Raw genomic sequence first — 14126 nt, 5'->3', positions numbered from 1 at the left:
CGGCAAATTCGGACACCGGACGAAGTCGGTACAGTCCCGGTACACAACCCGTGTTCAGCGCTGCCGGAAGCTCCGCCGCAGGGCGAGGTCACTCGCTGCGCGCACCGGGCAAATGAGGCAGACGGTCGGCGGCCACCACCCCTTCGAGATAGCCCCGGGCCCGCTCGGTACGCGGGTACGCCTCCAACATCCGCCAGAAACGCGGCCCGTGTCCGGGCACGAGCAGATGGGCCAGCTCGTGGAGGAGCACGTAGTCGACGACGTACTCGGGCATGCCCTGCAGCCGGTGCGACAGACGGATGCTGCCCTCGGCCGGCGTGCACGATCCCCAGCGCGTGTTCTGGTTGGTGACCCAGCGCACGGACGTGGGCCGGGCGCGGCCGTCGAAATACTGGGCCGACAGCCGTTCGGCGCGCTCGGCCAGCTCGCCGTCGCCGAGTACTCGCTTGGCGTCCTGGGCTGCCAGCTTGTCGAGCATGACAGTCACCCAGCGCTGTTCCTCCGCCTCGGACATCCGGGCGGGGATGAGCACGACGGTGCGATCGCCCTCACGGTACGCGGAGACCGTCCTGCGTCGACGGGCACTCCTTCGCACCTCGATCGCGCTCGCCCCTGAGCCGCTCGGCGGCTGGCTCGTCGTGCTGCGCTGTGGAGTTCCGGCACGGTGCAGTGGGTCGGCGGACACGCCCCGACGTTACCCGCTGCACACGGGGGAAGTCCCGACTCCGGGACGGTTCGGTTCCGATCCCCCACCTTGCGTTTGATTTGTACGACGAATATCCCCTGCCTGTGGACAACTTTCGGCGCCGCGCGGCCGGGCCGGGCATGCTGGCACTCGCCGGCGGAGCGTGGACCGATCTCCACCGGCGAAGGGGGACGTTCTGTACGTTCCGTGACTTCCCTCGCGTTCCTCCGACCACCTCCGGCTTCCTTCGACTTCCTTCGACTTCCTTCGACTTCCTTTCGGCTACGGGGGCCTGCAATGCATCCGATGGTGAAGCCCGCGCTGCGGCGCGGCTGGCGTGATCTCAACACCGTGCAGTTCGGGATGACCCCCGCGCACGCGATGACGCTCGGTCCGATGGACACGGCGACGGGCAGTTTCCTCGATCTGCTCAACGGCACGCGCGGCCTCGCACTCCTGCGTGAAGAAGGCCACCGCATGGGCCTGCCCGACGGACATGTCGACACTCTGGTGGCACGGCTGGCACACGCCGGGCTCCTCGACGACGCGAGAGGGGGCGGACCGCCCGCCGACACCCTGCGGGGCAAGAAGGAGGTCCTCGACCGGCTGCGCCCCGATCTGGCCTCGCTGTCGCTGACGACCTCCGCACCGGGCGACGCGATCGGGCACCTGGCCGCCCGCCGCTCTCTGCGGGTCCAGGTGAGGGGTGCCGGCCGGGTCGGCGCGGTCCTGGCCGGGCTGCTCTCCGGCGCAGGAGTCGGTGAGGTCGACGTGCGCGACGGCGGCCGCGTCGAACCCTGGGACGTGGCACCGGGCGGACTGCCCGCCGAGGCGATCGGGGAGCGCAGGGACGAGGCGGCTCGACGCGCCGCACGCAGGGCGGCACCGGACCGCCCACCGCGCCGTGCCGCCGGCTCGCCCGGAAACGCAGGCGAACAGGGCTTCTCCCTGGTGATCCTCGCCCCACGGGACGACGTCGCCGTGCACACACCCGCCCCGTCCGTCGCCGAACCCCTCATCGCCTCCGGTACGCCCCATCTGTACGCCGGGGTCGTGGAGGCGACCGGCGTCGTCGGCCCCCTCGTCCTTCCCGGCGAGACAGGCTGTGCCGGCTGCCTGCACGAGGGGCGCAGCGAACGGGACCCGACCTGGCCCCGCCTGGTCGCCCAGTGGCACTCCGGGAAGCCAGGCCAGGTCCGCGCCTGCGACCTGACGCTGGCCACGACCGTCGCCGGACTGGCGGCCGCCCACGCGCTCGCCTTCCTGGACGGCCGGATCCCCTCCACCGCGGGGGCTCGCTGGGAGGTCTCACTCCCCGGCCTCCAGTGGCATGCACGGCCCGTCTGGGCGCACTCTGCATGCCCGTGCGGGGCCGCGGAGAAAGGTAAGGGAGAACACACCGCTCAGGACGGGGCGTCGCACGAGACAATGGCGGAGCAACGGTCGTCAACGGAGTTATGCCTTACGGCAGGCGCGGCGCGGCCGGCTGGGACTTGGAGGGCGCATGTCTGATCTTCCCCGGAAGGCGGTCACCCGGACCGCCAAGCTCGCCGCGCTCCCGCTCGGCTTCGCCGGGCGGGCAACCTGGGGACTCGGCAAACGGATCGTGGGCGAGTCCGCCGACATCGTCGGCCGCGAGCTGCAGCAGCGCACGGCAGAGCAGTTGTTCAAGGTGCTCGGTGAGCTCAAAGGCGGGGCAATGAAGTTCGGACAGGCCCTGTCCGTCTTCGAGTCAGCGCTGCCCGAGGAGGTCGCCGGCCCTTACCGGGCCGCACTGACCAAGCTCCAGGAAGCAGCCCCGCCAATGCCCACACGAACCGTGCACACCGTCCTGGCGGCGCGGCTCGGCGACGACTGGCACGACCTGTTCGTGGAATTCGAGGACAAGCCATCCGCGGCGGCCTCGATCGGCCAGGTGCACCGGGCGGTGTGGCACGACGGCCGCGAGGTCGCGGTCAAGGTGCAGTACCCCGGAGCGGGCGAGGCCCTGCTGTCCGACCTCAACCAACTGAGCCGCTTCGCACGCCTGTTGGGACCTCTCATTCCCGGCATGGACATCAAGCCCTTGATCGCCGAACTCCGGGACCGCGTCTCCGAGGAGCTCGACTACGGGCTGGAGGCGCAGGCCCAGCAGGTCCACGCGGAGGAGTTCGCGGACGACCCGGACGTGGTGGTGCCGATGGTGGTCCACCAGTGCGACCAGGTCCTGATCACCGAGTGGATCGACGGCGTCCCGCTGTCCGAGGTGATCGCCGACGGCACGCAGGCCCAACGTGACCGCGCCGGCCAGTTGCTGGCCCGCTTCCTCTTCTCCGGCCCGGCCCGCACCGGCCTGCTGCACGCCGACCCGCACCCGGGAAACTTCCGCCTGCTGCCCGGCGGCCCGGACGGCGAGAACGACTGGCGCCTGGGCGTCCTCGACTTCGGCACGGTCGACCGCCTCCCGGGCGGCCTTCCGACGCCCATCGGCGACTCGCTCCGGATGACCCTCGACGGCGAGGCCGAGACCGTCTACGAGCTCCTGTGCGCCGAGGGCTTCGTCAAGGACTCCATCGAGCTGGACCCCGACGCGGTCCTCGACTACCTCCTGCCGATCATCGAGCCGGCCCGGGTCGAGGCGTTCACCTTCACCCGAGGCTGGATGCGCAGCCAGGCCACCCGCGTCGCCGACCCCCGCTCCCCCGCCTACCAACTCGGCAAGCGCCTCAACCTCCCCCCGGCATACCTCCTGATACACCGGGTGACCCTCAGCACGATCGGCGTCCTGTGCCAACTCGGCTCGACGGTACGCCTACGCGAGGAACTGGAGGAGTGGCTCCCAGGCTTCCTGCCGGAGGTGGAGGAGACGGAGGAGGCGGCTGCGGAAGCGTGAGCCCGCAGTGGGACGACGTCGTGCACCTCTTCGTGCTCCGAAGGGGAGACGGAGACGGCGACGGACGGCAGTCATCCGGTGCTCGGGTGTGACGTCGAGACCGATCAGGTGGTGCTGCTGGAGGGCCCTGGGGGACCGGCCTCACCACCAGGCCGAGTCCAGCCGCCCCTCGATCGCTCTGAGGTTGTCGCGGGCGCAGGTGTCGCAGAAGTAGTTGCGGGTCCCGTTCTCCACAGAACAGGTCCAGGTGGGCTGCGGGCCTTCGGCCGGTTTGCCGCAGCGGGCGCACACGAGGGGGCGTGGCTCCGTTGCGAAACCGCCGTTGTCACTGCCTCCGTGAAGACTCGTCACCCGGTGACGATATCGCCGCGCCCGGTGGATCGGCGATTACAACGCACCGCGGGGGCCGGTCCGTTCGCACGGACCAGCCCCCGCGGGGAACCAACGCTTCAGGTGTGGTCGGTTACTGCATGACCGCCATGGCGAGCGCCCGGCGGGCACGCAGCGAGGCACGCTCGGCCCGGCGCTGCATCCGGCGGGCGGTCGCCAGGCGCATGGCCCGGCGTTCCCGCTCCGCCTCCTGCAGCCGGTCGTGCATATGCGCACGAGCCAGGGCTTCTGGGATGAGTTGCATCTCTCGGGTCCTGTTCTGACGCGAGTCGGTCGCGCCGGTGGTGGTGAAGTCTGGGGTCGCGGAGCCCGTGGGCTCGCTGGTGGACGGCTTCATCGGGGCCTGCTTCTTGGGGTCGTTCGTGAGGGGGCGGTCGATCGTTCCTGCGGGGTTCATGCCGTGACCGGGTTCTTGCGCGGGCGGCCACGCGGCCGCTTCCGGGCGACGACGACACCCTGGACGAACAGCTCGCCACCCCAGACACCCCAGGGCTCACGCCGCTCCATGGCACCGGCGAGGCAGGCCTCGATCAGCGGGCAGGTGCGGCAGAGGGACTTGGCGTACTCGACGTCCGCCGGCGACTCAGCGAAGAAGACCTCCGGGTCGTAGGACCGGCAGGGGACGGGTACGCCGAGGTTCTCGATGGCGTCGTCGAGCGCGGTGAGCGCGGTGAGCGGGGTCAAGGTGGGGTCCTCCGTGAGGCCGGGCTTGGGGATCGCTTCGGAAGGCGGTACGGACGGGGCGTGCGCTTCGAGTTGCACGGTTGGTCTTCCTCGTCTGGTCGGTCCGGTCCTGTTGGACCGGGTGTCGGCTTGGTACCGGGTTCTTTTCTTGTCCCGAGGCCCCTTCGCTCCGTCATCCCCGTTCGAGGACAAACAGAAGGGCCGCGGATCCCGGATGGGGTTCCGCGGCCCTGAAGGCGCCGGCCTGATTGACGATCAGGCTGGATCACTCCAGGGTTCTGGCCCACGGAAGGCCCACATCAGGTGATGCTGCGTCGTCTGCTTCCGGAATCCGGCACCGGTCGCCGTAAAGGCATAGGCCTTGGCCTGTGCCGCTACTGCTGCTTCCAGTGCCTTGGTCGGTCGCTCATTGCGCTCACGGATGGGAAGACCCGCGAGAGACAGGGAGGACGCCGGACGCGCGGCAGGAATGCCGGACAGACCGGTGCCCAGGTTCGAAACGCCGAGCATGCACGCGGAGGCGACCGAGCGATCGGTCATTTTCACGGTGCTGGTGGAGCTGGTCTTGATGCTGATCACTGGAATCGCCTCCTCTCGGCGTCTCGGGGGACCGGGGGTGAGCCCAGTCCGACGGATATGTAAGTACAGCACGGAATCGGGGCCTCCGAGAAGGCCTCCGTTCCCGTGCCTAAGAACCTATGGGGATTGCTGGGGCATGCGCAAACTATTTTTTCGACGAGTTCGTATCAGTCCCCGTCGCCGTCCACGCCGGGCTCCCGGCCTGCGCAGATGGCCAGGACGTCGGCCCCGTAGCGGTTGAGTTTGCGGGCCCCGACGCCCGGGATCCGCGCCAGGTCGCCCGGATCGTCGGGAGCGGCCTCGGCGATCGCCATCAGGGTCTTGTCGGTGAAGACGCAGAACGCGGGCTGTCCACTGCTGCTCGCCTGCACCCCACGCCACTCGCGCAGCCGCTCGTAGAGGCCCTCGTCCATGTCCGAGGGGCAGTCCTCGCAGCGCATCAGCTTCATCTCGCCGGCGTCGGTCAGTGTGCGTCCGCAGACCCGGCAGCGGGCAGGGGTGCGGTGTCGGCGGCGCGGGACGGTGGCCTGTACCCCGCCGGTGAAGCCGCGCTCGATGCCGCCCGGGGCGCCCGGGCCGGTGCGGCCGACGGTGCTGGCCGAGCCGGGGCGCAGCCCGTCGAGGAAACGGCTGGGACGGCGGTTGGGGCGACCACCCGGCGAGCGGGAGAGCGCCCAGGAGACGTGCAACTGCTCGCGGGCGCGGGTGACGCCGACATAGAGCAAGCGGCGCTCTTCCTCGACCTGCTCGTCGGTCTTGGCGTAGGTGATCGGCATCATGCCCTCGGCGACACCGACCAGGAACACGACATCCCACTCGAGGCCCTTGGCCGAGTGCAGGGAGGCAAGGGTGACGCCCTGCACGGTGGGGGCATGCTGGGCGCTCGCACGCTCGTCGAGTTCGGTGACGAGGTCGCTCAGGGTGGCGCGGGGCTTGGCCGAGGCGAAGTCATGGGCGAGGTTCACCAGGGCGGCGAGCGATTCCCAGCGCTCCCTGACGGCGCCGGAGCCGGCCGGAGGCTGCGGGGTCCAGCCCTCGCCCGACAGCACGGCACGCACCTGGGAAGGCAGGTCGACGGCGTCGTCGAGGAGGGAGTCGTTGCCGCCGAAACGGGCCGCGCCGCGCAGGGCGACACCCGCTTTTCGTACCTCGGGGCGGTCGAAGAACCGCTCGGCACCGCGCAGCTGGTAGGGCACGCCGGCATCGGCGAGGGCCTGTTCGTATGTCTCCGACTGGGAGTTGGTACGGAACAGGATGGCGATCTCGCTGGCTGGGACACCGGCGCCGATGAGATCGCGGATGCGGCGGGCGGCACCCTCGGCCTCGGCGGGCTCGTCGGTGTACTCGGTGTAGAGGGGTTCCGGGCCCGGGTCGCGTTGGGAGATCAGTTCGAGGCGGTGATCGGCGGCGCGGCCGCGGGCCTGGGCGAGCAGGCCGTTGGCGAGGTGGACGACCTGGGGTGTGGAGCGGTAGTCGCGCACCAGTTTGACGACGGTGGCGCCGGGGTGGTGGGTGCGGAAGTCCAGGAGGTGGTCGGGGGTCGCTCCGGTGAAGGAGTAGATCGTCTGGCTGGCGTCACCGACCACACAGAGATTGTCCCGATCACCGAGCCACAGCTCCAGCAGGCGCTGCTGGAGGGGGCTGACGTCCTGGTACTCGTCGACGACGAAGTGCTGGTACTGGGCACGGACCTGCTCGGCGACGTCGTGCCGGTCCTGGAGGATGGCGACGGTCAGCAGCAGGACGTCCTCGAAGTCGATGACGGCCCGGTCGCGCTTGAGGTCCTCATAGGCGGCGTAGAGCTGGGCGATCTCGGCCGGGTCGCGGGGCGTCTCACGGCCGGCCTTGGCGGCGGCGACGGGATAGTCGGCGGGGACGGTCTGGGTGACCTTGGACCACTCGATCTCGGCGGTGGTGTCCCGCAGCTCGCCCCGGTCGAGGCGGATGCGGCAGGCTGCGGCCGCGTCAGCGACGAGCTGGACCTTGCGGTCGACGAGCCGGGGCATGGAGCCACCGATCGCTTTCGGCCAGAAAAACTGGAGCTGGCGCAGGGCGGCGGAGTGGAAGGTGCGGGCCTGGACGCCGACGGCACCGAGTTGGCGCAGCCGGCCGCGCATCTCTCCGGCGGCGCGGTTGGTGAAGGTGACGGCGAGCACGCTGGAGGGCTGGAGGACGCCGGCGCGTACGCCGTAGGCGATGCGGTGGGTGATGGCCCGGGTCTTGCCCGTGCCTGCGCCGGCCAGCACGCACACCGGACCGTGCAGGGCGGTGGCCACCTCGCGTTGCTCGGGGTCGAGCCCCTCGAGCACCGCGTCGGCCGAGTCCGGTACCTGCGGGAAGAGCGTGGAGTGCGTTGCTGCTGTCACACAGCCATGCTGCCAGGTCGCCCGGGACGGGTGAGCCGGTTGTCCACAGGCAGGCCCTCGCAGTCGTACTAATGCGGCAGGCGTCACGTCCCGCTCGATCGCCGGGCGGGGAATGGTGGCCCTTTCAAGTACGTTCTCCCCCTGCGAGCACCCGTCCCCCGAACGCCGAAGGAGCACGAGAGACATGCCGGGCACTGTGACGATGTACAGCACCACGTGGTGCGGCTACTGCACACGGCTGAAGAGCCAGCTGGACCGCGAGGGCATCACGTACAACGAGATCAACATCGAGCACGACCCGGATTCCGCGGCGTTCGTGGAGAAGGCGAATGGCGGAAACCAGACGGTCCCGACTGTGCTGTTCCCGGACGGTTCGACCCTCACGAACCCGTCGCTGGCGCAGGTCAAGCAGAAGATCGGCGCGTAACCGCTCCGGCGCTGTCAGAAGGGCGGTCCCTGAGATGCCTCAGGGACCGCCCTTCTTGTGTCCTGTCTCACACGAAGCTTCGCGTCGGCAGCGGCTTGCCGTACCAGAGCTCGATCAGGCGGGCGGCGATCGAGATGCCGTACGGAGGCAGTACCTCGCCGGACTCGAAGGCGGCGGCCAGTTCGTCGCGGGAGAACCAGCGGGCCTCGTGGATCTCGTCGCCGTCGACGTCGATCTCGGTCGACGTGGCGCGGGCCATGAAGCCCAGCATGAGGCTGGACGGGAACGGCCAGGGCTGGCTGGCGACGTACTCGACCTGGCCGACGGTGATGCCGACCTCCTCGTGGACCTCGCGGCGCACGGACTGCTCGATGGACTCGCCGGGCTCGACGAAGCCGGCCAGCGTCGAGAAGCGGCCTTCGGGCCAGTGGACCTGGCGGCCGAGGAGGATGCGGTCGTCCTCGTCGGTGACCGCCATGATCACGGCGGGGTCGGTGCGCGGGTAGTGCTCGGCGCCGCAGGCCGGGCAGCGGCGGATGTGGCCGGCCGCGGCGATCACCGTGCGCTCCCCGCAGCGGGAGCAGAAGCGGTGCAGGCGCTGCCAGTTCTCCAGGGCGACCGCGTGCGCCATCAGGCCCGCGTCCCGAGGTGACAGCAGCAGGCCGGCCTCGCGCAGGCCCGCGGGGCGCGCGGACTGGTCGATGCGGCCGGGCAGGGCGTCCTTCTGGAGGGCGAAGTAGCTGACGCCGTCCTCGTCGGTGCCCAGGAAGTAGCGGTGCGCCTCGGTGAGGGGGGCCTCGAATGAGGGCGTCATGACGACCTCGGTCCGGCCGTCGGGTGTCTCGTCGATGAGGACCTGGCCGCCGGAGACCACGAAGCAGCGGGTCGTGGGGTGGCTCCATGCCGCCGCGAGCCAGGCCTCGTCGAGCCGGTGGTGGGCGGCCCGGTCGATGCCGCTGGGCGCGGTGAGCGAGATGGGTCGGTCGGCGGTGTGGTCGGTCCAGGTGGTCACAGGTGCTTCCATCTCCCCCGGTGGAACGGTTCGTTTCGGCGGGCGGTTCAGCGGGACGTAGGGCAAGGGGTGACCGGGTCCGGCGGGGCCTTTCGGTGCGGGGCGGTCTTTCCAGTGTGCCCCGCGCACAGGCCCGTTCCGGGCGGCGTGGGGCGGTCAGGGCGCATGGCGCCAGTTCTCCGCGAGGTCGCCCCACAGGTACGCGCTGGTCTCGACGCCTTTGAGGAGCAGATCGAGCTCGACTTTCTCGTTCGGGGCGTGCCATCCGTCGGACGGGACGGAGATGCCCAGGAAGAGCACGGGGGCACCGAGGACTTCCTGAAGGTCGGCGGCCGGTCCCGAACCACCCTCACGGGTGAAGCGGACAGGCTTGTCGAAGGCGCGGCCCATGGCGCGCGCCACGGACTGCAGGGCGGGGTGGTCCAGCGGCGTAAGGCACGGGCGCGTGGCCGCGCCGAACGTGATCTCGTACCGGATCCCGGCGGGCACCTGCTCGGCGGCCCAGGCGCGGACGGCCTTCTCGATGTGGTCCGGGTCCTGGCCCGCGACCAGCCGGAACGAAAGCTTCACCAGCGCTGTGGACGGGATGATCGTCTTGCTGCCGGGGCCCTGGTAGCCGCCGCCGATGCCGTTGACCTCGGCGGTGGGGCGGGCCCAGATGCGTTCCAGGGTGGTGTGGCCGGCCTCGCCGTGGAGGGCGTACGACTTGGCGGTGCGCAGCCACTGCTGCTCGTCGAAGGGGAGCTCGGCGAAGAGCTCGCGTTCACGGTCGGTGAGTTCGACGATGCCGTCGTAGAAACCGGGGACCGCCACGCGTGCGTGCTCGTCGTGCAGGGCGGCGACGAGGCGGGCCGCGGCGGTGGCCGGGTTGGGCACGGCGCCGCCGAAGGAGCCGGAGTGGATGTCCTGGTCGGGTCCGTGGAGACGGATCTCGCACTCGGCGAGGCCGCGCATGCCGGTGCACACCGTGGGGGTGTCCTCGGCCCACATGCCCGTGTCGGAGACGATCACGGCGTCGGTGGAGAGCCGGCCCGCGTGTTCCTCGACGAGGGCGCGGAAGTGCGGGGAGCCGGACTCCTCCTCGCCCTCGATCAGCAGCTTGAGGTTGACGGCCGGGGCGGTCCGGCCGGTGGCGGCGAGGTGGGCGCGGACACCGAGTGTGTGGAAGAACACCTGGCCCTTGTCGTCGGCCGCCCCGCGCGCGTAGAGGCGGTTTTCGCGGACGACGGGCTCGAAGGGCTCGCTGTCCCAGCCGTCCTCGCGGGCGGCGGGCTGCACGTCGTGGTGGCCGTAGACGAGGACCGTGGGCGCCTCGGGGTCCTCGGAGGGCCACTCGGCGTAGACGGCCGGGGCCCCCGCGGTCTCCCAGACCTCGGCGGTGGGGAAGCCGGTCTCCTGGAGCTTCGCGGCGAGCCAGTCGGCGCTGCGCCGTACATCGGGCGCGTGGTCGGGCTGGGCCGACACGGACGGGATGCGCAGCCACTCGGCGAGGGCGTCGAGGAAGGCGTCGCGGTGGTGCTGGATGTACGTACGGACGGCGCTGTCCGGGGTCTGGCTCATGGTCACGAGCCTATCGGCACTCAGTGACATCCTCGCTGGGCTGTTCGTCACACGACGGCTCCTCCAGCAGCAGGCGCTCCAGTGCGGCCCGGTCGGGCAGCTCGTCCGGCCGTACGACCTCGCCGTCGCGCACGTACAGGAAAGCGGCCGTGACCGACTCCAGGGGCACGCCCTGCTGCTCGGCCCAGGCCAGCCGGTACAGGGCCAGCTGGAGCGGGTCGGCGGTGCGGGTGCGGTTGGTCTTCCAGTCGACGATCTCGTACGTCGTCCCGTCGCCGTCGCTCTGTTTGTAGACGGCGTCGATACGGCCCCGGACCACGCGGCCGCCGATCGCGAGCTGAAAGGGGGTCTCGATGCGGTAGGGCGTGCGGTGCGCGTACGCGGTGCGCTCGAAGGCGTCCTTGAGTGCCTGGAGGTCTCGTTCGTCGGCGATGTCGGCCTCGCTGCCGGGCAGGTCCTCCGGCTCCAGCATGGGCAGCGTCAGCTCCTCGAAGCGTGCCTCCACCCAGGCGTGGAAACGGGTGCCCCGGCGCGCGGCTGGTTGTGGGGGGCGTGGCATGGGGCGCGCGAGTTCCTGGGCGAATCCGTCCGGGTCGGCGGCCAGGCGCAGCAGCTGGGACGCGGTCAGCGTCATGGGCAGGGGAACGTCCCCGACGCTCTGCCGGGCGCGCAGGAGCTCACCGGTGAGGGCCCCGAGGTCGCGGTCCCAGGAGGCGACGGTACGGGCTTCCTCGGGGGTGAGGGGGTGGTGTTCGGGGGTCTGGCCGTACTCAGCCGGTGCGGGGTGCGGGCGGGCGCCCGTGTGCGGGACCGCGCGCTCCGCGCTCTGCGGGGCGGTCGCCTGGTGCGGGACCGTCGGCCGGTCCGTGGCCAATGCCTCCCAGTCCGAGGCGTCCTCGTCGAAGGGGTCGCTCTCCTCGAACCGCTCGTCGTAGAGAGGTTCGTCGTCCTCCGGCGGCACGGGCCAGTCCGGGTCGTCGAAGGTGTCGGGGTCGTGCGCGGCCGCAGGGTGGCCGTCCTCGTGGGAGGCGAGGGCCTCCAGGTGGGCCAGGACCGTCTCGGCCGCCGCGCGGCGGCGGGCGAGGGCGGCGTCGTCCAGGGGCAGGGGCCAGACCTGGTCGGCGGTCGCCAGGTGCAGGGCCGGGTTCTCCTCGCCCTCCTCGGGCTCGTCCGCCCATGCCTCGATCTCGCCGTGTCCGGCGGCGCAGTGGTCGTGGAGGGCCTGGAGGAAGTCGGAGGGGCCGCGGGGCTTCTTCTGGGTGGGGCCCCACCAGTGGCCGGAGCCGAGGAGCAGGGAGCGGGGGCGGGTGAAGGTGACGTAGCCGAGGCGGAGTTCCTCGGTGTGCTGGTGCTCCTTCATGGCCTCGTGGAAGGCCTTCATGCCGCGGGAGTCCCAGGACTCGACGTCGGGCAGAGTGTCGGCGTCGCCGCGCAGCCCGTGTGGCAGCACCTTGCCCTGGGCGGTCCACTTCTCGCGGCCCTGGGTACTGGGGAAAGTGCCGGTGACCAGGCCGGGGACGGCGACGACGTCCCACTCCAGGCCCTTGGACTTGTGCGCGGTGAGCACCTTGACGGTGTTCTCGCCGCCGGGGAGGGCGTTGTCGAGGCCCTTCTCGTACTGGGCGGCGGTACGCAGGAAGCCGAGGAAGGCCAGCAGGGTGGCCTCGCCGTCGCCCGCGGCGAAGGAGGCGGCGACGTCGAGGAAGTTCGACAGGGTCTCGCGGCGGCGGGCGGCCAGGGCGTGCGGGGACGCCGACAACTCCACCTCCAGGCCGGTGACCGCAAGGACCCGGTGCAGGACGTCCATGAGGGGGTCGGACAGGGAGCGGCGCAGGTCGCGCAGTTCGGCGGCCAGGCGGGCGAACCGCACACGCGCGTCGGGCGAGAAGGGCAGCCCGTCGTCGTCCCCTGCGCCGTTCAGCGGCGTCTCCAGGAACGTGTCGAGAGCGTCCGCGAGCGATATCACCTCGGACGGGTCGACCCCCTCGACGGCCTCGGCGAGCCTGCGATCGGGGTCGGCGTCTCCCACACGCGCGTGGGAGACGAGCAGTCGGGCACGGCGGCCCAGGAGGGCCAGGTCGCGTGGGCCGATGCGCCAGCGTGGGCCGGTCAGCAGGCGGACCAGGGAGGCGTTGGCGCCAGGGTCCTGGAGGACTTCGCAGACGGCGACGAGGTCGGCGACCTCGGGCAGGTGCAGCAGCCCGGAGAGGCCGACCACCTCAACGGGGACGTCCCGGGCGACGAGGGCGCCCTGGATCTGCGCGAAGTCGGTGGCCGTACGGCACAGGACGGCGATCTCGCCGGGTGCTGTCCCGGTCCGCATGAGGTGGGCGACGGAGTCGGCGATCCAGTCGATCTCCTCGGTGTGGGTGCGCAGCAGGGCGCAACGGACCATGCCGTCGCGTTCGGCGCCGGGTGCCGGGCGGAGGGCCTCCACGCCCGCGTGCATGGCGCGCAGGGGCTCGGCGAGTCCGTTGGCGAGGTCGAGGAGGCGGCCGCCGCTTCGGCGGTTCTCGCTGAGGGCCTGGCGGGTGGCGGGACGGCCGTCGGTGTGGGCGAAGTGTTCGGGGAAATCATCAAGGTTGGCGACGGAGGCGCCGCGCCAGCCGTAGATCGCCTGACAGGGGTCGCCGACGGCGGTCACCGGATGGCCCGTGCCGCCGCCGAACAGACCCGCGAGCAGGATGCGCTGGGCCACGGATGTGTCCTGGTACTCGTCGAGGAGCACCACGCGGAACTCGTCGCGCAGGATGCGGCCCACCTCAGGGAGCTGGGCGAGCCGTGCCGCGAGGGCGATCTGGTCGCCGAAGTCGAGCAGGTCGCGCTCGCGCTTGGCGGCCCGGTAGCGCAGGACCAGGCCGGCGAGCTCGCGGCGGGCGGCTGCTGTGTCGGGGACCTTGCGCAGCTCGGCGTTGGTGAGTTTGGCGCTCTCCAGGGCACGCAGCAGTTCGGCGTCCCACGCGCGCAGGTCCTCGGGCCGTACGAGGTGCTCGGCGAGCTCGCCGTCGAGGGCGAGGAGGTCGCTGACCAGGTCGGGGAAAGACCGGGTGAGTGCCGGGTACGAGCCGGGGGCCTCGCGCAGCACGCGCGCGGCGAGCTGGTAGCGGGTGGCGTCGGCGAGGAGGCGGGCGGTCGGTTCGAGCCCGATGCGCAGACCGTGGTCGGTCAGGAGGCGGCCGGCGAAGGAGTGGTACGTGGAGATCACGGGCTCGCCCGGGGGGTTGTCCGGGTCGATGACGTCGGGGTCGGTGACGCCTGCCTTGATCAGTGCCTTGCGGACGCGTTCGGCGAGTTCGCCGGCGGCCTTGTTGGTGAAGGTCAGGCCGAGGACCTGCTCGGGAGCGACCTGGCCGGTGCCGACCAGCCACAGCACTCGTGCGGCCATCACCGTCGTCTTGCCCGATCCGGCTCCGGCCACGATGACCTGCGGGGCGGGCGGCGCGGTGATGCAGGCCGTCTGCTCCGGGGTGAACGGGATACCGAGGAGCTCCTTGAGCTGCTCGGGATCGGTGATACGGGCGGGCATGTCGGAGAGGCTAGCCGCGGCCACT

At 71.2% G+C, this 14126-nt stretch carries 12 protein-coding genes; 3 read left to right on the top strand and 9 right to left on the bottom strand.

Annotation, left to right across the window (positions count from 1 at the left end):
* Positions 1-88: 88 nt before the first annotated feature.
* Positions 89-685: a M48 metallopeptidase family protein gene (locus tag ABT114_RS22275; protein WP_351144572.1), complete on the bottom strand. Its 597-nt coding sequence runs from the start codon at positions 683-685 to the stop codon at positions 89-91.
* A 297-nt stretch (positions 686-982) separates the two neighbouring features.
* Between ABT114_RS22275 and ABT114_RS22270 the strand changes: the two genes are divergently transcribed.
* Both ABT114_RS22270 and ABT114_RS22265 read left to right on the top strand, forming a co-directional pair.
* Positions 983-2197: a TOMM precursor leader peptide-binding protein gene (locus tag ABT114_RS22270; protein ID WP_351144571.1), complete on the top strand. Its 1215-nt coding sequence runs from the start codon at positions 983-985 to the stop codon at positions 2195-2197.
* Complete coding sequence (locus tag ABT114_RS22265; protein ID WP_351144570.1) at positions 2190-3557, top strand: ABC1 kinase family protein; 1368 nt, start codon at positions 2190-2192, stop codon at positions 3555-3557. Before ABT114_RS22270 ends, ABT114_RS22265 begins: the two co-directional genes overlap by 8 nt.
* A 141-nt stretch (positions 3558-3698) precedes the next feature.
* Here ABT114_RS22265 and ABT114_RS22260 read toward each other — a convergent pair whose 3' ends face one another.
* The 5 genes from ABT114_RS22260 to ABT114_RS22240 form a co-directional block, all read right to left on the bottom strand.
* Positions 3699-3908 (bottom strand): hypothetical protein, encoded by a 210-nt coding sequence (locus tag ABT114_RS22260; protein WP_351144569.1) that lies wholly within the window; start codon positions 3906-3908, stop codon positions 3699-3701.
* A gap of 112 nt (positions 3909-4020) precedes the next feature.
* The gene (locus tag ABT114_RS22255; RefSeq protein ID WP_351144568.1) at positions 4021-4344 is read right to left on the bottom strand and encodes a putative WhiB-interacting protein; all 324 of its coding nucleotides are present in this window, start codon (positions 4342-4344) and stop codon (positions 4021-4023) included.
* Positions 4341-4709, bottom strand: coding sequence for a WhiB family transcriptional regulator (locus ABT114_RS22250; protein WP_351144567.1), 369 nt, complete (start codon positions 4707-4709; stop codon positions 4341-4343). Before ABT114_RS22250 ends, ABT114_RS22255 begins: the two co-directional genes overlap by 4 nt.
* A gap of 177 nt (positions 4710-4886) precedes the next feature.
* Positions 4887-5210, bottom strand: coding sequence for a hypothetical protein (locus ABT114_RS22245; RefSeq protein ID WP_351144566.1), 324 nt, complete (start codon positions 5208-5210; stop codon positions 4887-4889).
* Positions 5211-5377: 167 nt separating this feature from the next.
* On the bottom strand, positions 5378-7576 hold the full coding sequence (locus ABT114_RS22240) for an ATP-dependent DNA helicase UvrD2 (RefSeq protein WP_502988364.1): 2199 nt from the start codon (positions 7574-7576) through the stop codon (positions 5378-5380).
* A gap of 184 nt (positions 7577-7760) precedes the next feature.
* Between ABT114_RS22240 and ABT114_RS22235 the strand changes: the two genes are divergently transcribed.
* A complete protein-coding gene (locus ABT114_RS22235) occupies positions 7761-8003 on the top strand; it encodes a mycoredoxin (RefSeq protein WP_351144564.1) in 243 nt (80 codons plus the stop codon).
* A 67-nt stretch (positions 8004-8070) separates the two neighbouring features.
* Here the strand turns inward: ABT114_RS22235 and nudC are convergent, their stop codons facing one another.
* From nudC to ABT114_RS22220, 3 genes are all read right to left on the bottom strand, one after another.
* Positions 8071-9027 carry an NAD(+) diphosphatase gene (gene nudC / locus ABT114_RS22230; RefSeq protein ID WP_351144563.1) on the bottom strand — a complete coding sequence of 319 codons (957 nt, stop codon included), beginning with the start codon at positions 9025-9027 and terminating at the stop codon, positions 8071-8073.
* A 144-nt stretch (positions 9028-9171) separates the two neighbouring features.
* Complete coding sequence (locus tag ABT114_RS22225) at positions 9172-10575, bottom strand: dipeptidase (protein WP_351144562.1); 1404 nt, start codon at positions 10573-10575, stop codon at positions 9172-9174.
* Between the two features lie 10 nt (positions 10576-10585).
* On the bottom strand, positions 10586-14101 hold the full coding sequence (locus ABT114_RS22220) for an ATP-dependent helicase (RefSeq protein ID WP_351144561.1): 3516 nt from the start codon (positions 14099-14101) through the stop codon (positions 10586-10588).
* Between the last annotated feature and the right edge of the window lie 25 nt (positions 14102-14126).

Source organism: Streptomyces sp. NPDC002088 (assembly GCF_040296605.1).
In the GTDB taxonomy this organism is placed as follows: domain Bacteria; phylum Actinomycetota; class Actinomycetes; order Streptomycetales; family Streptomycetaceae; genus Streptomyces.
The sequence above is the reverse complement of the archived record's forward strand: the minus strand, read 5'-3'. Positions and strand labels throughout refer to the sequence as shown.